Raw genomic sequence first — 18,453 nt, 5'->3', positions numbered from 1 at the left:
GCTCAGCGCATCGCCACGAGGATCAGCTGCACGATCGTCGACACGGCCCCGAGGCCCCCGAACGCGATCGCGCCCCAGCCGAGGAATCGGGGCAGCGGCGAGTGCTGGTGGAGTCGCACGGATCCCGGGCGCTGCGGATTCGTGAAGACGTCGACCTCGTCGGCATCGCCGGCGGCCGCGCGCAGCTCGGGCGTGAGCGGCGCCTCCCCGACAGTGTGACCCACCGTGAACCAGCGCAGGATCGGCGGCTCCTGCTCCGACAGCACGAACGCCCGAACGGGGACCCACGTGCCGTCCGCGAGGCGCGCGATGATCGCGATGAGACCGAGGACGAGCGCCGCACCGAAGCCGATCCACGAGAAGATCTCGGTGATCGCTCCGATCACGTGGCTCGCGTCCATGGGGCTCCGTCGGTATGGCAGAAGGCGCGCTCCGGATGGAGCGCGCCTTCTGTATCGGAGCCACCTGTCGGAATCGAACCGACGACCTATTCATTACGAGTGAATCGCTCTGCCGACTGAGCTAAGGTGGCGATCTCGCGCCGCCCGAGCGGCACGAGAATCAAGCATACCGGGTCGGAGCCCGTGCTGCGAACCGACGGCGTCAGCCGGGCGTTTCGCATCAGAGCAGTCCGGTCAGGAGCAGACGAGCCCGTCCTCGGGCACGGTGCCGTCGACGAGGAACGCCTCCACGGCGTCGTTGATGCACTCGCTCGCGCCGTTGTACGCCGTGTGCCCCTCCCCCTCGTACGTGAGCAGCACCCCCGATTCGAGCTGGGCTGCAAGCGCCTCGGCCCACGCGTACGGGGTCGCCGGATCGCCCGTCGTGCCGACGACGAGGATGGGCGCGGCTCCGGAGGCGGAGATCTCGCCGCGCTCGCCGGTCGGCGGGTAGGGCCAGTACTCGCAGGCGGATGCGCCGGACCAGTACGGCGCGATCGTCGGCGCCTCCTCCGCGATCCGCCGCTCGGTCTCCTCGACCGCCTCTTCAGGGTCTTCCGGGTAGTCCATGCAGTTGTAGGCGTTGAAGGCCTCGGTCGAGTTGTCCTGGTACTCGCCGTTCTCGCGGCCGTTGTAGAAGTCCGCGAGGAAGAAGGCGGTCGACGGGTCGCCTTCGAGGGCGCCCGCGAGCGCCTCCGTGAGGTACATCCAGTTCGCCTCGTTGTAGAGCGCCGCGATGATGGCCGTCATGAGCGCATCGGCGCCGAGCTCGCGCCCGTCGTCGTAGGGCAGAGGGCGCGCGTCGACGCTCGCGAGCAGTGCCGAGAGGTCGTTCATCGCGTCCTCGGCCGACCCCGCGAAGGGGCAGGCCGCGCCCGTGTCACCCGCCACGCACGCCTCCATGTAGGTGCGCAGGGCGTTCTCGAAGCCGACCGCCTGTGTCACGCCGACCTCCTCCCCGGAGGTCGAGGGGTCGATCGCGCCGTCGAGCACGAGGCGGCCGACGCGATCCGGGAAGTTCTCGGCGTAGGTCGCTCCGAGGAACGTGCCGTACGAGAACCCGAGGTAGTCGAGCTCGGCCTCGCCGAGGACGGCGCGCAGCAGATCGAGGTCGCGCGACGACTGCTCCGTCGTGATGAACTCGAGCAGCCCGTCGCTGTTCTCCGCGCACGCGTTCGCGAACGCCTCGGCGCGCTCCTCGAGCTCCGCCTCCCACTCGGCGGAGCCGCGCTCACCCTGCGGGATGTCGTAGAGGTAGGCGTCCATCTCATCCGCGTCGAAGCAGCGGACAGCGGTCGACGCGCCCACGCCGCGCGGATCCCATCCGACGACGTCGTAGCTCTCCTGCAACGCGTCCCCGATCGACCACGCGATGTTCTCGCGGATGAAGGAGACACCACTGCCGCCCGGACCGCCCGGGTTGGTCAGCAGCGATCCCTGTGCCCGCCCGGAGAGCGCGGTCTGGCGGATCACGGCGAGCTCGATCTCGCCCGCCTCGGAGTGCTCCCAGTCGAGCGGCGCGGTGACCGTCGAGCACTGGAAGTCGCCGCCGCACGGCGTCCACTCGAGCTGCTGGTCGTAGAACGGCAGCAGCTCGTCGGGAACGCCGTCGAGCACCGGCTCGGCCCCGAGGACGGTTCCCGACTGCCCCTCCCCTTCGACCGGGATCTGCGCGGTGAGGCAGCCCGACAGCGCAAGGGCGGCCGCGGAGAGACCCGCGACGACGGCCGTCGGACGGCCGAACCGCCTCCGGAGGGGATGACGGGCGATGGTCATGTCTTCCTTCCGCTGACGATGGTGACGAGCAGGCTCTCGAGCGCGAGCGTGGGCTGCACGTTCTTCTCGAGCGCGTCGCGCGTCTCGGCGATGTGGTCGAGCACGACCAGCGTGCGCTCGGGCTTCCACGCGCCCGCCAGCGCTCGGAGGTCGTCGAGGAGCTCGAGGTTGATGAGGCCCTCCTCCCGCCCGAGCTGCAGGAGCACGACGTCGCGGTACAGGGACTGCAGATCGGTGAGGACGCGATCGATCCCGTCGCGCAGGCTGCGCGTGGCGCGCTTGCGCTGCTCGTCCTCGAGCGCCGTGATCTGCGCGCGCACGGCCGGCGGGATCCGGGCGCCCTCCACGACGCCCACCGTCCGCAGGAGGGCGGCGCGCTCTGCCTCGTCGCGCTCGGCGGTGAGGGCCTTGGCGTCGTCCGTGGCGGCCTGCACGATCTCGCCGGCGACCTCGACGACGTCGCCGATGCCCCGCACCCGCATGACGGCGCGCAGCGTGTCGTCGCGGCGCCGGCGCGACGCGGCGTCGGTCGCGAGCCGCTGCGCCATGCCGATGTGACGCTGCGCGTGACGAGCCGCCTGCTCGGCGGTCGCCTCGTCGACACCCGTTCGGGCCTGGATGAGCGCGGCGACGTCGGCGACCTCCGGCTCGCGCAGGCGCAGGAGCCGCACACGCGAGCGGATGGTCGGCAGCAGATCCGCATCGCTCGGCGCGCAGAGCACCCACACGGTCTCGGGCGGCGGCTCCTCGAGAGCCTTCAGGAGCACGTTCGAGGTGCGCTCGGTCATCCGATCGGCGTCCTCGACGACGATCACGCGGTACCGCCCGGTCGATGGCGAGAAGTACGACCGCTCCACGAGGGCGCGGGCCTGGGCGATCGTGATGATGACACCCTCGGTGCGCAGCGCGGTGAGGTCGGGGTGCGTTCCCGCGAGCACCTGCTTCATCGTCGCGGTGTCGTCAGGCGCCGACGCGATGAGCGCGGCGGCGAACGCCCGCGCGAGGGTCGATCGCCCCGAGCCGGGCGGACCGGTGATGAGCCACGCGTGCGCGAGCGAGCCCGCGCCCGACGCGGCGGCCTGGAGGATCTCGACGGCCTCGTCCTGCCCCCACACATCCCCCCACGGAAGAGCGGGCGCCGCGACGGAGGTCATACCGTCAGCCTAACCAGCCCCGCCGACAATGCCCTCCGCGCTCACGCGTGCGGGGTCAGAGCAGGGGCGCGACGCGCGCGCGGATGGCCTCGGCGAGCGTCTCCGGCGAGAGGGCCGCATCGACGACGAGGAAGCGCTCGGGCTCGGCGGCCGCGAGCGCGAGGAAGGCCTCGCGCACGCGACGGTGGAAGTCCTCCTTCTCGGCCTCGAGCCGGTCGAACGGCTTGTCGTCGGCGTCGAGCCGTGCGCGCGCCGCGGCCGGGTCGAGATCGAGCAGCACGGTCACGTCGGGCAGCGCCCCCTCCGCGGCCCACAGCGACAGACCGCGCACCTCGTCCGCGTCGAGCACGCGACCGGCACCCTGATAGGCGACCGACGAGTCGAGGTAGCGGTCCTGGATGACGACCTCGCCGCGGTCGAGGGCGGGGCGGACGACCGCGCGCACATGGTGGGCGCGGTCGGCCGCGTAGAGGAGAGCCTCCGCGCGCGGCGCGATGTCGCCGCGGTGGTGCAGGACGATGTCGCGGATGAGCTGGCCCACATCGCTGCCGCCCGGCTCGCGGGTGCGCACGACCGTGCGGCCCTCGGCGGCGAGCCAGTCTTCGAGCAGACGCGCCTGCGTCGTCTTGCCGACGCCGTCGCCGCCCTCGAACGTGATCCAGACCCCGCGCGCCACCGTCACTTCTTCTTCGCGGCCGGCTTGCGCGTCGTGGTCGTCTTGCGCGTCGTCGTGCGCTTCTTGACGGGCCCCTTGGCGCGCTTGTCGGCGAGCAGCTGCTTGGCGCGCTCGAAGTCGATCTCGTCGACCGTCTCGCCGCGCGGGATCGTCGCGTTCGTCTCGCCGTCGGTCACGTACGGCCCGAAGCGGCCGTCGCGCACGCGGATCGGCTTGCCGCTCACGGGGTCGTTGTCGAACTCCTTGAGCGCGCTCGACGCCCGGCGCGCGCCGTACTTCGGCTGCTTGTAGAGCTCGAGCGCCTGCTCGAGCGTGATGTCGAAGATCTGGCTCTCGCTCTCGAGCGAGCGCGAGTCGGAGCCCTTCTTCAGGTAGGGGCCGAAGCGGCCGTTCTGCGCGGTGATCTGCTCGCCGCTCTCCGGGTCCTCGCCGACGACGCGCGGGAGCGACAGCAGGCGCAGCGCGGTGTCGAGGTCGACCGTCTCGGGCGTCATGCTCTTGAAGAGCGACGCCGTGCGCGGCTTCGGCGCAGCGGCCTTCTTGGCGCCGCGCTTCTTCGGCTCCTCGGCCACCTCGCCCGTCGCCTCGTCGACCTCATCGGCCGACGGCGGCTCCTGCTCCTGCACATACGGACCGTACCGGCCGTCCTTCACGACGACGATCTTGCCGTTCTCCGGGTTCTCGCCGAGCACCCGGTCGCTCACGACCGGAGCATCGATGAGCTCCTGCGCCTTCTCGGGCGTCAACTCGTCGGGCGCGAGATCCTCCGGCACGTTCACGATGCGCGGCTTCTCGTCGGGCTTCGCGGGGTCGACGACCTCGAGGTACGGGCCGTACTTGCCGACCCGCAGCGTCGCCGTCTCGGTGATCGGCATGGAGTTGATGGCACGCGCGTCGATTTCGCCGAGGTTGTCGACGATGTTGCGGAGGCCGGGATGCCCCTCGCCGCCGAAGTAGAACGACTTCAGCCAGTCGACGCGGCGCTGCTCGCCGCGCGCGATGGCGTCGAGGTCGTCCTCGAGCTCGGCCGTGAAGTCGTAGTCGACGAGCTCGGAGAAGTGGTCTTCGAGCAGGCGGATCACGCTGAACGCGATCCAGGTCGGGACGAGCGCCTGACCGCGCTTGACGACGTACCCGCGGTCGAGGATGACGCCGATGATGCTCGCGAACGTCGAGGGCCGCCCGATGCCGCGCTCCTCGAGCGCCTTGACGAGGCTCGCCTCGGTGTAGCGCGGCTTCGGGGTCGTCTCGTGCCCCTTCGCGGTCGCGTCGGAGAGCGCGAGCTCGTCGCCCTCCGCGACGCGCGGGAGCGACTGCTCCTTCGCCTCGTCGGCGTCGCCGCGCTTCTCGTCGCGCCCTTCCTCGTACGCCTCGAGGAAGCCCTTGAACGTGTAGACGGTGCCCGACGCCGTGAACTCGACCTTCCGGCCATCCGCCTCGGTCTCGAGCGTGACCGTCGTCGTCTCGAACTTCGCGTCGGACATCTGGCTCGCGATGGTGCGCTTCCAGATGAGGTCGTACATCCGCTGCTCGTCGCGCCCGAGCTGCCCCGCGACCTCCTTGGGTGTGCGGAAGCGGTCGCCCGACGGGCGGATCGCCTCGTGCGCCTCCTGCGCGTTCTTGCTCTTCGACGCGTACGACCGCGGCTTGAGCGGCACGGCGCTCTCGCCGTACAGCGCGACCGCCTGCTCGCGCGCGGCGCTGATCGCCTGCGCGCTGAGGTTGGTCGAGTCGGTGCGCATATAGGTGATGTATCCGCGCTCGTACAGGCTCTGCGCGACCGACATCGTGACCTTCGCGGTCATGCCGAGCTTGCGGCCGGCCTCCTGCTGGAGGGTCGACGTCGTGAACGGCGCGGAGGGGCGCCGCGTGCCGGGCTTCGCCTCGACCTTCGTGACGCGCGCCGTTCCCGTCTCGTCGATCGCGGTCGAGAGCTGCCGTGCGCCCGCCTCGTCGAGCACGACGACCGCGCGCTTGAGCTGGCCCTTGTCGTCGAAGTCGCGGCCGACCGCGAGGGGCGCGCCGTCGACGCGCACGAGACGCACCGAGAAGCTCTCGGCGGCGCGCGCCGCGGTCGCCTCGATGCCCCAGTACGAGGCCGACACGAACGCCATCCGCTCGCGCTCGCGGTCCACGACCATCCGCGTGGCCGCGGACTGCACGCGTCCTGCGCTGAGCGCGGCGCCGGAGCTGCCGCTGCCGATCTTGCGCCACAGGACCGGGGAGACGTCCCAGCCGTAGAGGCGGTCGAGGATGCGCCGGGTCTCCTGGGCGTCGACGAGGGCGAGATCGAGCTCGCGCGTCTTCTCGACGGCGGCCTGGATGGCGTCCTTGGTGATCTCGTGGAACACCATGCGCTTGACCGGGATCTTCGGCTTGAGGGTCTCGAGGAGGTGCCACGCGATGGCCTCGCCCTCGCGGTCCTCATCAGTGGCGAGCAGGAGCTCGGAGGCGTCTTTGAGCGCGCGCTTGAGCTCGGAGACGGTCTTCGTCTTCCGATCGCTGACGACGTAGTACGGCTCGAAGCCGTGCTCGATGTCGATCGAGTACTTGCCGTAGGCCTCGCGGTCCTTCTCGGGGATGTCGCGCTTGTCGGCGAGGTCGCGGATGTGGCCGACCGAGCTGAGCACCTCGTAGCCGTCGCCGAGATAGCTCTGGATCGAGCGCATCTTCGTCGGGGACTCGACGATGACGAGCGTCTTGCCGGCAGCGGTCTTGCCTGATGCCGTCTTGCCTGATGCCAAGGGGCGTCCTTTCCTCGAAGCACACCATACACATCGCGCGCCGACCGGACGCTCACAGGGGAGCGCCTCGGCTCATGAGGGAGGCGGGCCCGCTCGGGCAGCGGCCGCCACCGGGAATCCGCCGTATCGGGACTGGACGGAGACGGTTGCGATGAGACCCTCCACGGTACAGGACGCCAGGGATGCCCGGCCCGCACCCGCCACCTGGCCCGCGAGCCCGCAGGGGTCGCCGGCGACCGCGCCGCTCGCCGCATCGGCCGCGGCGAGCGCCGCTGCGTCGGCCACGCTCGCGATGCGCTGGCTCTCGGCCGCCGCCCCTCCCGCGGCGGCGAGCCCGACGACGAGCGCGCATGCTGCCGCGACCACGCCCGCCCCGATCGCGGTGCCCGACATCACCATCCTCCGGCGAGTGCGCAGCTCGACGCGGAGAGCGGGACGGCGAGCACTCCGATGCGGGCCTCGGCCTCGGCCGTCGCGCACACGAGGTCGCCGTGGTTCGCGATCGAGAGCGCGCCGCCGACCGCCGCGACGATGCCGGCGGCGCGCCCCTCCTCCTCTCCCCTCGCGATGAGCCGCGCCGCGTCGGCCGCGGCGTCCTGGAGCTGCACCTGGCGCGAGGCCGCGCCGAGCCCGGCCATGCCGAGCGCCGCGACGAGCACGACGGCGGGCAGCGCGACGGCGAGCTCGGCCGTGACCGAGCCGCGCTCGCTGGCCCGCCACCGCCATCCGCGTCGCCGCCGCACCGCCCGCCGCATCACGGAACCGTGAGCGCGCGGCGCACGAGGTCGGTGAGGATCTGCTGCACCTCGCCCGACCGCATGATCATCACGAGCAGGCCGGCGAACGCGACGGCCGCCATGGTGACGATCGCGTACTCCGCCGTCGACGCTCCGGTCTCGTCGTCGAGCAGCTCGACGAGTCGGAGGGTGGGCTTCTCTGACATGTGCTCCTTCTTTCTCTCTGGATGGATTCCCGGGGTCGATGGCTCAGCCGCCGAGTGCGGGCAGAGGGGTCGCGCGGATGACGCTGAGCATCATCGGCGCGACACCGAGGCACAGGAACGCCGGCAGCGTGCACACGCCGAGCGGCAGCAGCAGACGCGAACCGAGGCGCGCCGCGCGCATCCGGCCCTGCGTGCGCGCGTCGTGCCGGTCGTGCGCGGCGGCGGCGCGGAGCAGCTCGACCGCTGGCACTCCTGCCGAACGCGACAGAGCGAGCACGGGCTCGATGTGATCGACAGCACGGGGTCCGCCCGCGGCCTCGTCGACGAGCCGCGTCGCGCGGTCGATCGACACGCCGCCCGCGAGACCGATGGCCATCAGCTCGGCGGTCATGCCCGGTGTCCCGGCCGGGGGCTGAGCCGCGCGGACGAGCCGACCGGTCCAGATGCGAGCCAGGAGGAGGAGGCCGAGCCCGCTCCCCAGGCAGACGAGGCCGATCGCGTCGCCCACGAGAACGGAGAGCGTGTCGAACCCGAGAGCCCCGCCGATGAGCAGACCGAACAGCGGCAGCCAGGCCATGAGACGCGCGGTGCCGGCGGGCTCCGCGAGGGCGACCCGCACGTCGTCACCGCTCTCCTGCGCATCGCGGAGCGCGGCCGCCATCGCGCGGAGGCTCTCGGCGAGCGGCGCGCCCACCGCGATCGACACATGCCACGCGGCTGCGACGTCGCGCCAGGCGGCGGCGAGGCGGTTGGCCGCCGGATCGCGCCGGCGCTCGACGGCCGCCGCCTCCGCCTCGATCGCCTCGACGAGGGGCATGCCGGCGGCCGAGCGCGCGACGATCCGCTCGGCAGCCGCGTCGCCCGACTCACTGAGGTGGCGCCATGCCGTCGTCGGCGATGCACCCGCCTGCAGCAGCACGGCCAGACGCAGGACGCTCTCCGCGACCGGACCGGTCGGCTCGTCGCGGCGCCTTCTCCTCAGCGCCACGGCTCGACCTCCTCGATCGCCAGCCGACCCCGTCCATCCGCGAATCGCCCTACGCGGGCCAGCCGGCGCTGCCCGGCGCGGTCGCGCTCGAGGTGCAGCACGAAGCCGATCGCGCTCGTGACCTGGCGCGCGACGGCGTGGTCGTCCATGCCCGCAAGCGCGCCGAGGGCCTCGAGACGCGCCGGCACGTCGTCGAGACCCGATGCATGCAGGGTGCCCGCGCCGCCGTCGTGACCCGTGTTGAGCGCCGTGAGGAGCTCGCGGACCTCCTCGCCGCGGCACTCCCCCACGACGATCCGGTCGGGGCGCATCCGCAGCGACTCCCTCACGAGCCGGGCGAGGCCGATCGCGCCGGCGCCCTCGAGGTTCGGCTGCCGCGCCTCGAGCGACACGTGATGCGGATGCGCGATGCGCAGCTCGGCGACGTCCTCGATCGTCACGATCCGCTCGTTGGGCGGAGTGTGCGAGAGCATCGCCGCGAGCAGCGTCGTCTTGCCGCTGCCCGCGGCTCCCGTCACGAGCACGTTCTCGCGCCGACGCACGATCTCGACCAGCCAGGCGCGGACGTCGTCGGCGAAGGCGCCGCCGCGGCACAGGTCGCCGAGGTCGGCGCGGGTCAGTCGGGGCACGCGGATCGACAGCGACGTTCCGCTCGAGCTCACCGGCGGCAGGACCGCGTGGATGCGCATGCCGCCCGGCAGGCGCACGTCGACGCACGGCGTCGCGTCGTCGATGTGGCGTCCGCCCCGTGCGATGAGCTCGGTGGCCAGGTCGCGCACCTCGCGCTCCGATGCCCGCCAGCTCGGATCGTGTCGCGGCCCCTCCCCGCGGTCGACGAAGAGCCCCGCGGTCCCGTTGACGAAGAGGTCGGTCACGGCGTCGTCGGCGAGGTACGGCGCGAGCGGCCCCAGGTCCGCCCGCGCCGCCAGGTCGTCCCGCCGCGCGGCCTGCACGTCGTCATCTCCGGGCGCGCGGCGGGGGTTTCCACGCGGCTGGACGATGAAGGGAACGGCCATGCCTCGACGCTAGGGAGCCCGCGCCCTCGAGAACGGGCGCTCGCGCCATCCGTGGAGAACCACGACGAGACACGCCGCCTGGGCACACGGCGTCAGGCGGCACATCGCCCGGATGACAGGATCGATGTCATGCCCGTCGCGACCCCGATCGACCTTGAGCGCTGGCCGCGCCGCGAGACGTTCGAGCACTACCGGGATCGCGTGCCCTGCACCTACGCGATGACGGTCGACCTCGACGCGACCGCCTTCGCCGTGGCGCTCGCGGCGTCGCCGCGCAAGACCTACCTCGCCCAGATCTGGGCGATCGCCACCGCCGTCAACGGCCGGAGCGAGTTCCGGATGACCGTCGACGCCGACGGCGCGCCCGCCACATGGGACGTGGTCGATCCTGCGTTCACGGTGTTCAACCGCGACCGCGAGACGTTCGCCGCGGTGTCATCACCCTACGACGCCGACTTCGGGCGCTTCCACGAGGCGGCCGTCGAGGTGCTCGCGGATGCATCGCGTGCGACCGAGATGTTCCCGCAGGGCGGCCTCCCCGCGAACGCGTTCGACGTGTCGAGCATCCCGTGGACGAGCTTCAGCGGATTCGCCCTCCAGATCGACGGAGGCACCCGCCATTACGCGCCCATCTTCACGCTCGGGCGGTACCGCGAGAGCGGAGGGCGCACCGTGCTGCCGTTCGCGGTGCAGATCCATCACGCGGCCGCGGACGGCTTCCACACGTCCCGCCTCGTGGACGACATCCAGCGTCTCCTCGCGGATCCGTCCTGGGTGGTGGCCTGAGGGCACCCCCGACTTTCGGAGGTACCCGACCCGTCCGGCGGCGGCGTAGGTTCGGATGGTCGGCTTCGTCAGCCGGCGCCGCGGCGTCGCGGCTTCAGGACCTGCACGCGAAGGAGCGATCGAATGTCCAGCCAGATCGACCACCTGCTCACCGAGACGCGCCGATTCGCGCCGTCGCCCGAGTTCGCCGCGAACGCCGTCGCGAAGGCCGACCTGTACGAGCGCGCCGGCGCCGATCGCGAGGGGTTCTGGGCCGAGCAGTCCCGCGAGCTGCTGCACTGGGAGAAGCCGTTCACCCAGGTGCTCGACTGGTCGACGCCGCCGTTCGCCAAGTGGTTCGCCGATGGCGAGCTGAACGTCGCGTACAACTGCCTCGACCGCCACGTCGAGGCGGGCAACGGCGACCGCGTGGCCCTGCTGTGGGAGGGCGAGCCGGGCGACTCCCGCACGGTCACCTACGCCGAGCTCACCGACGAGGTCAAGCGCCTCGCGAACGTGCTCACCGACCTCGGTATCGGAGCGGGCGACCGCGTCGCGATCTACCTGCCGATGATCCCCGAGGCCATCGCCTCGATGCTCGCGGTCGCGCGAATCGGCGCCATCCACTCGGTCGTCTTCGGCGGGTTCAGCGCCGACAGCCTGCGCTCGCGCATCGACGACGCCGGCGCGAAGCTCGTCATCACGGCCGACGGCGGCTACCGCAAGGGAAACGTGTCGCCGCTCAAGCCCGCCGTCGATCAGGCGCTCTCCGACCGCGGCGACGGCGCGCAGCTCACCGTCGAGCACGTTCTCGTCGTCAAGCGCGGTGAGAACGAGGTCGAGTGGACCGAGGGCCGCGACCTGTGGTGGCACGACGTCGTCCCGCAGGCGCCGGCCGAGCACACCGCGCAGGCCTTCCCGTCGGAGAACCCGCTGTACATCCTGTACACGTCGGGCACGACGGGGAAGCCGAAGGGCATCCTGCACACGTCGGGCGGCTACCTCACGCAGGCTGCGTTCACGCACCGGAACGTGTTCGACCTCCACCCCGAGTCCGACGTGTACTGGTGCACGGCCGACATCGGATGGGTCACCGGGCACACGTACGTCGCGTACGGCCCGCTCGCGAACGGCGCGACGCAGGTCCTGTACGAGGGCACGCCCGAGTTCCCCGCACCCGGCCGGTGGTGGGACATCGTCGAGAAGTACGGCGTGACCATCCTCTACACCGCCCCCACGGCCATCCGCGGGTTCATGAAGCAGGGCAGGGTCATCCCGCAGCAGCGCGACCTGTCGAGCCTGCGCGTCCTCGGCTCGGTCGGCGAGCCGATCAACCCCGAGGCGTGGGTCTGGTACCGCGACGTCATCGGCGGCGGGAAGACCCCCATCGTCGACACATGGTGGCAGACCGAGACGGGCGCGATCATGGTGTCGGCGCTGCCCGGTGTGACGGAGGCGAAGCCCGGCTCGGCTCAGGTGCCCCTCCCCGGCATCTCGATCGACGTCGTCGACGAGAAGGCCGAGCATGTCGGCAACGGCAACGGAGGCCTGCTCGTCATCACCCAGCCGTGGCCGAGCATGCTCCGCGGCATCTGGGGCGACCCCGAGCGCTACAAGGAGACCTACTGGGACAAGTTCGCCGAGCAGGGCTACTACTTCGCGGGGGATGGCGCGCGCCTCGACGAGGACGGCGACATCTGGCTGCTCGGCCGCGTCGACGACGTCATGAACGTCTCGGGGCACCGGCTCTCCACCGCGGAGATCGAGTCGGCCCTCGTCGCCCACGAGGCGACCGCGGAGGCCGCGGTCGTGGGCGCCTCGGACGAGACGACGGGTCAGGCGGTCGTCGCGTTCGTGATCCTGAAGGAGAGCTACCTCAAGGAGCACGGCCCGGATGGTCTCGCGCAGCAGCTGCGCGCATGGGTCGGCGAGCAGATCGGCCCGATCGCGCGTCCGCGCGACGTGTACATCGTCGGCGAGCTGCCGAAGACCCGCTCGGGCAAGATCATGCGCCGCCTGCTGCGCGACGTGGCCGAGGGACGCGAGGTCGGCGACACGACGACACTGGCCGACACCGCCGTGATGAGCGTGATCTCCGCCCAGGTGCGGTAGGACGACGACAGAGGCCGGGCCCCGCGGGGCCCGGCCTCTGTCGTCGTCCTGTCAGGCGAAGAGGAACGCCACCTCGACCTCGACGGGAGCGTCGAGCGGCAGCACCGAGACGCCGACCGCGGAGCGCGAGTGCCGCCCGGCCTCGCCGAAGATCTCGCCCAGCACCTCGCTCGCGCCGTTGATGACGCCGGGCTGGCCGGTGAAGGCCGGTGCCGATGCGACGAACCCGGTCACCTTGAGCACGCCCGTGATGCGGTCGAGTCCGCCGACCGCGTCCGCCGCGGCGGCGAGTGCGTTCAGGGCGCAGATGCGGGCGAGTGCCTTCGCGTCGTCGGCGGCGACGAGGCCCTCGCCATCGCCGACCTTGCCCGTGTGCGGGAGCGAGCCCGACACCATCGGCAGCTGACCCGACGTCTGAACAACATCGCCGTGCACCTTCGCGGGGATGTACGCGGCCACGGGTGCGACGACGCCTGGGAGCTCGATGCCGAGCTCTGCGAGCCGCGCGCTGACCGTCACTGGGCGCCGCCCTCGAACTGCTTCGCCGCCTCGGCCGCGGCGCCGAGGCCCGCGTTCGACGGCCCCGCCTCGGTCAGCGGCCGCTTCAGGTAGGCGACGAGGCCGCCCTCGGGGCCCTGCACGACCTGCACGAGCTCCCAGCCCTGCTTGCCCCAGTTGTTGAGGATAGCCGCCGTGTTGTGGATGAGCAGCGGCGTGGTGAGGTACTCCCACGTGGTCATGGAACTCCTGTCGTTCGAGCGTGTGCGGCGCTGGGAATGCGGTCCGAGGACCATGGCCGAAGGCGGGGATGTTCAGGGAACTCCCCTACGATCAAGCCTATGCCCGGAGCGAAAAGGACTGCGAGCGGTGTTCTCGGCGGTGTGCTCGGCCTCGTCGGCCTGAGCGCGATCGCCGGAGTGCTCGTCACCGCCACCGTCACCCCCGCGATCGCCGTCGCCGGCTCTGCCGCGTCGAGCGCGATCACGATGTTCGACAAGCTGCCCGCGTATCTCGAGGTGGATACGCCGATGCTGCCGACCACGATCTACGCGAAGGGTCTCGACGGCAAGGACTTCGTCCTGACGTCGTTCTATGACCAGAACCGCGTCCCCGTCTCGTACGACGAGGTCACGCAGACGATGTACGACGCGCTCCTCTCCAGTGAGGACCCGCGCTACTACGACCACGGCGGCATCGACCTCATCGGCACGACGCGCGCCCTGCTCAACAACTTCCAGGGCGGCGACACCCAGGGCGGCTCCTCGATCAGCCAGCAGTACGTCAAGAACGTGCTCATCCAGAAGTGCGAGCAGGAGGCGCCCTTCGGCTCGCAGGAGCAGCTCGACTGCTACAACGACGCGATCGAGGCCGAGGGCGTCGAGGGCTACGAGCGCAAGCTCCAGGAGATGCGCTACGCGATCTCGATCGAGCAGGAGTACTCGAAGGACGACATCCTCATCGGGTACCTCAACATCGCGAACTTCGGCGGTCAGACGTACGGCATCGAGGCCGCCGCGCAGTACTACTTCCACACGACGGCCGCGAAGCTCACGCTGAGCCAGGCCGCAACGCTCGCCGGCATGGTGCAGAACCCGAACCGGTACCGGTTCGACCTGCCGGATGGCTCCTACACCGATTCCGAGGGCGTCGCGCGCAACACCGCGGAGGATGGCTACGCGGCGACGAAGCAACGACGCGACTACGTCCTCGGCCGCATGCTCGAAGACGGCAAGATCACCCAGGAGCAGCACGACGCTGCCGTCGAGGAGCCCATCGAGCCGCAGATCACCCCGCGTGAGACGGGCTGCGGCGCCGCAGGCGGCTCCGCGTACTTCTGCAAGTACGTGCAGCAGACGATCCTCACCGACCCCGCGTTCGGCGAGACCGACGAGGAGCGCTGGGAGACGCTGCGACGCGGCGGGCTCAAGGTCTACACGACCCTCGACTTCAACATCCAGATGCCCGCCGAGGCGGCGATGAAGGCCACTGCTGCGTCGCACATCGACGGGATCGAGTTCGGCGCCGCGGCCGTGACGGTCGAGCCGAGCACGGGCAGGATCCTGGCGATGGCCCAGAACACGAACTTCTCCGAGGACGAGAAGGTCGTCTCGACGCAGCCGGGTTACTCCTCGCTCGTCTACGCGGCAGACAGCGCGCACGGCTCCGCCAACGGATTCCCGGTCGGATCGACATACAAGCTCTTCACGCTCATCGACTGGCTCGAGAAGGGCCGTTCGATCAACGAGGTGCTGAACGGCAACAACCGCGTCTTCCAGTACAAGTGCGACGGCGTCCAGCAGTACAACACGTCGAAGATCGGCAACTTCGCCAACGGCAACGGTTACACGGGGACGGTCACCCGCTTCACGAGGGACTCGCTCAACTCGGGCTTCCTCGCGATGGCCGAGCAGCTCGACGTCTGCGAGATCAACCGCGTCGCCGAGCGCTTCGGAGTGACCCTGGGCAACGGCGGATCGGTCACCGACGAGAACGTGCTCTACGACGTCCTCGGCTCGAAGGCCATCGCGCCCATCGACATGGCGTCGGCCTACGCGACGATCGCCAACAACGGCGTGCGCTGCGAGCCGCACGCGATCGATCGGATCACCGACATCGACGACAAGGAAGTGCCGGTCCCCGAGACAGGCTGCGAGCCGGTCATCGAGCCCAATATCGCCGCGACGGCGGCCGAGGCGCTCAAGTCGGTCATGAACGGCGGAACGGGTGCGGCAGCGAACCCCGGCGACGGCACCGAGCTCATCGGCAAGACCGGAACGCACGAGAACGTCTCGACAATGATGATCGAGTCGTCCACGGCCGCCACGACGGCCGTCTGGGTCGGCAACACCCGGGGGCTCACGGATCTCCGCACGATCTGGAGCAACGGGATCAACGGCAACAACGTCCGCTATGAGCTCGCCCGCCCGATCCAGGCCGCGGCCAACGCGCACTACCCCGGCGGCGCGTTCCCCACGCCGGATCCGAACCTGACGCGTCGCGTGCTCGTCGATCTCCCGGACGTCACGGGCAAGTCGATCGACGAGGCCACGAGCATCCTCCGCGGTGCCGGCTTCGGTGTCACGGTCGGCGAGACCGTCCCGGGCGATCAGCCCGAGGGCACGATCCAGCGTCAGGACCCGGGCGCGGGTCAGGCCGCTGGCGGCACCAACGTCACGATCTTCCCGAGCGATGGCAAGGCGTCGTCTGTTCCCGATGTATCGGGCATGTCGGTGCAGGCCGCATTCGCGGCGATCACCGGCGCAGGCTTCGACAACGTCGAGCGTGGCAGCTGCTCCGAGAACTCCGACGCCGGCAGCGGCAAGGTAACCGGGACCGACCCCGAAGCAGGAACGGTCGCCGATCCGAACACCGTGATCCGCGTGAACTACGAGGCCAAGAGCTGCGGCGGCGGAGGCGACGACAAGAAGAACGACAAGGACGACGACTAGTGGCGTCGCGTCCTGGTGTCGCGGCCCTCGGCGCCCTCGCGGGCGCGGGGGCCGCGGCCGCCGTCTGGGGCATCGGCATCGAGCGGCACCTCTTCACCGTGCGCCACCACACCGTGCGCGTGCTCGAGCCGGGGGCGACTCCCCTGCGGGTCCTGCACGTCTCGGACGCCCACATGGCGCCGTGGCAGCGGGGCAAACAGGAGTGGATGGCTAAGCTCGCATCGCTGCGCCCCGATCTCGTCGTCAACACCGGCGACAATCTCGGGCACCGCGAAGGCCTGGCCGGCATCCGCCGGGCGTTCGAGCCGTTCGCCGGCGTCCCCGGTGTCTTCGTGCACGGGTCCAACGACCTGTACGAGCCGTCTCCGCGCAACCCCCTGCGCTACGTCCTCGGGCCATCCGAGCGGGCCACGACCGCGCCGAAGCTCGACACCGCGGCCCTCGACGCGTTCTTCGCCGACGAGCTCGGCTGGACGAGCCTCAACAACGCGGCCGCCACTCTGGACGTGCGCGGCACGGCCGTGAAGGTGTTCGGTGTGAGCGACGCGCATCACGACCTCGATGACCTCGATGCGCTCCCCGCGCACGTCGCGGCGCTGCCATCCGCTCCGGTCTCGATCGGCGTGACCCACGCCCCGTACCGACGCGTCCTCGACGCGTTCACGGAGCTCGGCGCCGACGTCCTCATCGCGGGTCACACGCACGGCGGCCAGGTGCGCGTGCCGTTCTACGGCGCCCTCGTCTCCAACTGCGACCTTCCGCCGAAGCAGGCGCGGGGGCTGTCGAGCTGGACGCACGACGGCCGGACCGTGCCGCTCAACGTGAGCGCGGGCCTCGGGCACTCGATCTACTCCCCCGTGCGCTTCGCGTGCCCGCCGGAGGTCTCGCTGCTCACGCTCGCGCCGCGCGCCCGCTGATCAGCCGGCTCGACGTTTTCGCAGCCGAGGCACGGATGCAAAACCTTCCATCCTCACCGCAACGAGCGTCTGCGAGCAGCGTCCGGTGGCTGCTGTTCGCGGGGGCCGTGCTGCTCGGGCTGTCCCTGCTCACGGCAGGTCAGCCACCCGACCGAGGTGAAGAAGACGCGGTCATCCTGGTCCTGCTGATGTTCGCAGCTCCCGGCTTGTTCCTGGCGGGGCTCGCGATCGCTCGCGGCGCGCGCGGGCGCAACCCTGGTGAACTCGGCCGTGTCATTCTTCCCGTGCTGATTCCGTGCGGGCTCGCACTTGCCATCCTCGCCGTCGTCGCCGTAATCGGTCGCCTCCCGGCCGAGTTCGTCCCCTGACTTCGCTGCTCACGCTCGCGCCGCGCGCCCGCTGATCAGCCCGCGCGGCGCGCGCCTGAGTCGGTTCCGCGAGGGATCCGGCTCATCCCCCACACGAGCGCGCCCGCGGCTGTCAGCGCGACCAGCAGCCCGACGACGTGCGCCACGAGGGAGCCCTCGCCGCGCTCCGGCAGCAGGAACCCGTACGGAACCCAGCCGTCGACCGCGCCGCGCACGAGGACGACGGCGAGCCAGAGTACGGGGTAGGGGAAGACGACCCACAGCTCGCGCCACGAGAGCCGCGGACGATCCGGCGCGACGAGCCAATCGACGAGGGCGAGAGCCGGGAAGACGATGTGGAGGGCGATGCTCACCCAGACGGGAGCGGACCCCGTACCTGGCACGAGCACGTTGTAGACGACGCCCACGATGATCAGGCACGTCGTCGCCACCGCGCGGGCCAGTGCCAGCCAGCGCGGAGCCGCGCTGCCACGAAGTCCGTATGCGCCCGTCGTGACGAAGACCCCTGCCGCGAGCAGGCTCGACAGATTCGTGAAGTACCCGAAGTAGTCGAACGGGTTGAATCCGTCACGTCCGAGCGCGAACGTGTAGCCGAGCACGACAATGACGGCGACGCCCGCCGCGATGCGGGCCAGGCTCAGCGCTCGCCCCGGACGTGGGATGGTGGCCGAGCGCTGCATGGCTCGACAGTACCCGGCGGCGTCTGGGTGAGACCGGGTGCGCGCCAGCCCCAGGCAGACCGGGGTGGCGCCGAAGCCGCGGCACTCCCGGGGACACGCCGGATTCGGCTCACCGCGTCGGATCGGGTAGAGTAGACGGGTTGCCACGGGGTGTGGCGCAGCTTGGTAGCGCGCGTCGTTCGGGACGACGAGGCCGCAGGTTCAAATCCTGTCACCCCGACCACACGAGAAGGGCCGGTTCCATCGGAACCGGCCCTTCTGCTGTCCCGGCCTTCGGCCTCGGGTGAGGGTTATCGGCCAGAAAGAGTGGATGGGTCGGGTGTGTCATCCTCGTCCTGCCCACCCAGAGCGGGCCCAGAGGCCTTCGGTGGCGTCGAGGCCTTGCCCGTAGAGGGTGGGGGTGATCTGGTCGTCGTGGCGGGGTT

The 18,453-nt window shown here is 70.9% G+C and carries 18 protein-coding genes and 2 tRNA genes; 6 read left to right on the top strand and 14 right to left on the bottom strand.

Going from position 1 to position 18,453, the window contains the following annotated elements; translation table 11 throughout:
* Positions 1 to 2: 2 nt before the first annotated feature.
* From ACWXWW_RS10565 to ACWXWW_RS10515, 11 genes are all read right to left on the bottom strand, one after another.
* A complete protein-coding gene (locus ACWXWW_RS10565) occupies positions 3 to 401 on the bottom strand; it encodes a hypothetical protein (protein WP_324014219.1) in 399 nt (132 codons plus the stop codon).
* Positions 402 to 459: 58 nt separating this feature from the next.
* A tRNA-Thr gene (locus tag ACWXWW_RS10560) sits at positions 460 to 532 on the bottom strand.
* A 103-nt stretch (positions 533 to 635) separates the two neighbouring features.
* A complete protein-coding gene (locus tag ACWXWW_RS10555) occupies positions 636 to 2,216 on the bottom strand; it encodes an alpha/beta hydrolase (RefSeq protein ID WP_455969865.1) in 1,581 nt (526 codons plus the stop codon).
* Entirely contained in the window at positions 2,213 to 3,370 is a 1,158-nt protein-coding gene (locus ACWXWW_RS10550) for a DNA polymerase III subunit delta' (protein WP_271173885.1), read from the bottom strand. The genes ACWXWW_RS10555 and ACWXWW_RS10550 overlap by 4 nt, the downstream gene beginning before the upstream one ends.
* A gap of 55 nt (positions 3,371 to 3,425) precedes the next feature.
* Entirely contained in the window at positions 3,426 to 4,046 is a 621-nt protein-coding gene (gene tmk / locus ACWXWW_RS10545) for a dTMP kinase (protein WP_455969864.1), read from the bottom strand.
* A gap of 2 nt (positions 4,047 to 4,048) precedes the next feature.
* A complete protein-coding gene (gene topA / locus ACWXWW_RS10540) occupies positions 4,049 to 6,790 on the bottom strand; it encodes a type I DNA topoisomerase (RefSeq protein ID WP_271173887.1) in 2,742 nt (913 codons plus the stop codon).
* Positions 6,791 to 6,862: 72 nt separating this feature from the next.
* Complete coding sequence (locus ACWXWW_RS10535; RefSeq protein ID WP_455969863.1) at positions 6,863 to 7,183, bottom strand: Rv3654c family TadE-like protein; 321 nt, start codon at positions 7,181 to 7,183, stop codon at positions 6,863 to 6,865.
* Positions 7,183 to 7,545 (bottom strand): TadE family type IV pilus minor pilin, encoded by a 363-nt coding sequence (locus tag ACWXWW_RS10530; protein WP_455969862.1) that lies wholly within the window; start codon positions 7,543 to 7,545, stop codon positions 7,183 to 7,185. Before ACWXWW_RS10530 ends, ACWXWW_RS10535 begins: the two co-directional genes overlap by 1 nt.
* Positions 7,545 to 7,733: a DUF4244 domain-containing protein gene (locus tag ACWXWW_RS10525; RefSeq protein ID WP_271173890.1), complete on the bottom strand. Its 189-nt coding sequence runs from the start codon at positions 7,731 to 7,733 to the stop codon at positions 7,545 to 7,547. The genes ACWXWW_RS10530 and ACWXWW_RS10525 overlap by 1 nt, the downstream gene beginning before the upstream one ends.
* Positions 7,734 to 7,776: 43 nt before the next feature.
* Positions 7,777 to 8,721: a type II secretion system F family protein gene (locus ACWXWW_RS10520; RefSeq protein WP_455969861.1), complete on the bottom strand. Its 945-nt coding sequence runs from the start codon at positions 8,719 to 8,721 to the stop codon at positions 7,777 to 7,779.
* Positions 8,712 to 9,737, bottom strand: a complete 1,026-nt coding sequence (locus ACWXWW_RS10515; protein WP_455969860.1) for a TadA family conjugal transfer-associated ATPase — start codon at positions 9,735 to 9,737, stop codon at positions 8,712 to 8,714. The genes ACWXWW_RS10520 and ACWXWW_RS10515 overlap by 10 nt, the downstream gene beginning before the upstream one ends.
* Positions 9,738 to 9,866: 129 nt before the next feature.
* On the opposite strand from ACWXWW_RS10515, the gene ACWXWW_RS10510 reads away from it, so the two are divergent.
* Both ACWXWW_RS10510 and acs read left to right on the top strand, forming a co-directional pair.
* On the top strand, positions 9,867 to 10,523 hold the full coding sequence (locus ACWXWW_RS10510) for a CatA-like O-acetyltransferase (RefSeq protein WP_455969859.1): 657 nt from the start codon (positions 9,867 to 9,869) through the stop codon (positions 10,521 to 10,523).
* Positions 10,524 to 10,646: 123 nt separating this feature from the next.
* Complete coding sequence (gene acs / locus ACWXWW_RS10505) at positions 10,647 to 12,614, top strand: acetate--CoA ligase (RefSeq protein WP_455969858.1); 1,968 nt, start codon at positions 10,647 to 10,649, stop codon at positions 12,612 to 12,614.
* A gap of 51 nt (positions 12,615 to 12,665) precedes the next feature.
* On the opposite strand, the gene ACWXWW_RS10500 is transcribed toward acs, so the two are convergent.
* Together ACWXWW_RS10500 and ACWXWW_RS10495 are read right to left on the bottom strand one after the other, a co-directional pair.
* Positions 12,666 to 13,133, bottom strand: coding sequence for a RidA family protein (locus ACWXWW_RS10500; protein ID WP_271173922.1), 468 nt, complete (start codon positions 13,131 to 13,133; stop codon positions 12,666 to 12,668).
* Complete coding sequence (locus tag ACWXWW_RS10495) at positions 13,130 to 13,354, bottom strand: hypothetical protein (protein ID WP_271173923.1); 225 nt, start codon at positions 13,352 to 13,354, stop codon at positions 13,130 to 13,132. The genes ACWXWW_RS10500 and ACWXWW_RS10495 overlap by 4 nt, the downstream gene beginning before the upstream one ends.
* Before the next feature lie 99 nt (positions 13,355 to 13,453).
* Between ACWXWW_RS10495 and ACWXWW_RS10490 the strand changes: the two genes are divergently transcribed.
* The 3 genes from ACWXWW_RS10490 to ACWXWW_RS10480 all read left to right on the top strand — a co-directional run bounded on the left by ACWXWW_RS10490 (position 13,454) and on the right by ACWXWW_RS10480 (position 17,348).
* Positions 13,454 to 16,063 carry a transglycosylase domain-containing protein gene (locus tag ACWXWW_RS10490; protein ID WP_455969857.1) on the top strand — a complete coding sequence of 870 codons (2,610 nt, stop codon included), beginning with the start codon at positions 13,454 to 13,456 and terminating at the stop codon, positions 16,061 to 16,063.
* Positions 16,063 to 16,980, top strand: a complete 918-nt coding sequence (locus ACWXWW_RS10485; protein WP_455969856.1) for a metallophosphoesterase — start codon at positions 16,063 to 16,065, stop codon at positions 16,978 to 16,980. The genes ACWXWW_RS10490 and ACWXWW_RS10485 overlap by 1 nt, the downstream gene beginning before the upstream one ends.
* Before the next feature lie 107 nt (positions 16,981 to 17,087).
* Complete coding sequence (locus ACWXWW_RS10480) at positions 17,088 to 17,348, top strand: hypothetical protein (protein WP_455969855.1); 261 nt, start codon at positions 17,088 to 17,090, stop codon at positions 17,346 to 17,348.
* A gap of 35 nt (positions 17,349 to 17,383) precedes the next feature.
* Here ACWXWW_RS10480 and ACWXWW_RS10475 read toward each other — a convergent pair whose 3' ends face one another.
* A complete protein-coding gene (locus ACWXWW_RS10475) occupies positions 17,384 to 18,028 on the bottom strand; it encodes a Pr6Pr family membrane protein (RefSeq protein ID WP_455969854.1) in 645 nt (214 codons plus the stop codon).
* A gap of 146 nt (positions 18,029 to 18,174) precedes the next feature.
* Here ACWXWW_RS10475 and ACWXWW_RS10470 point away from each other — a divergent pair.
* Positions 18,175 to 18,251 (top strand) — tRNA-Pro (locus ACWXWW_RS10470).
* Positions 18,252 to 18,453 lie beyond the last annotated feature (202 nt).

Source organism: Microbacterium sp. KNMS, assembly GCF_053851835.1.
This window is presented reverse-complemented; position numbering and strand designations above follow the sequence as displayed.

Bases quoted from the DNA above. Each gene is read 5' to 3' on its own strand.
- ACWXWW_RS10565 (WP_324014219.1), bottom strand. From the start codon at position 401: ATGGACGCGAGCCACGTGATCGGAGCGATCACCGAGATCTTCTCGTGG.
- ACWXWW_RS10555 (WP_455969865.1), bottom strand. From the start codon at position 2,216: ATGACCATCGCCCGTCATCCCCTCCGGAGGCGGTTCGGCCGTCCGACG.
- ACWXWW_RS10550 (WP_271173885.1), bottom strand. From the start codon at position 3,370: ATGACCTCCGTCGCGGCGCCCGCTCTTCCGTGGGGGGATGTGTGGGGG.
- ACWXWW_RS10535 (WP_455969863.1), bottom strand. From the start codon at position 7,183: ATGTCGGGCACCGCGATCGGGGCGGGCGTGGTCGCGGCAGCATGCGCG.
- ACWXWW_RS10530 (WP_455969862.1), bottom strand. From the start codon at position 7,545: ATGCGGCGGGCGGTGCGGCGGCGACGCGGATGGCGGTGGCGGGCCAGC.
- ACWXWW_RS10525 (WP_271173890.1), bottom strand. From the start codon at position 7,733: ATGTCAGAGAAGCCCACCCTCCGACTCGTCGAGCTGCTCGACGACGAG.
- ACWXWW_RS10515 (WP_455969860.1), bottom strand. From the start codon at position 9,737: ATGGCCGTTCCCTTCATCGTCCAGCCGCGTGGAAACCCCCGCCGCGCG.
- ACWXWW_RS10510 (WP_455969859.1), top strand. From the start codon at position 9,867: ATGCCCGTCGCGACCCCGATCGACCTTGAGCGCTGGCCGCGCCGCGAG.
- acs (WP_455969858.1), top strand. From the start codon at position 10,647: ATGTCCAGCCAGATCGACCACCTGCTCACCGAGACGCGCCGATTCGCG.
- ACWXWW_RS10495 (WP_271173923.1), bottom strand. From the start codon at position 13,354: ATGACCACGTGGGAGTACCTCACCACGCCGCTGCTCATCCACAACACG.
- ACWXWW_RS10490 (WP_455969857.1), top strand. From the start codon at position 13,454: ATGCCCGGAGCGAAAAGGACTGCGAGCGGTGTTCTCGGCGGTGTGCTC.
- ACWXWW_RS10475 (WP_455969854.1), bottom strand. From the start codon at position 18,028: ATGCAGCGCTCGGCCACCATCCCACGTCCGGGGCGAGCGCTGAGCCTG.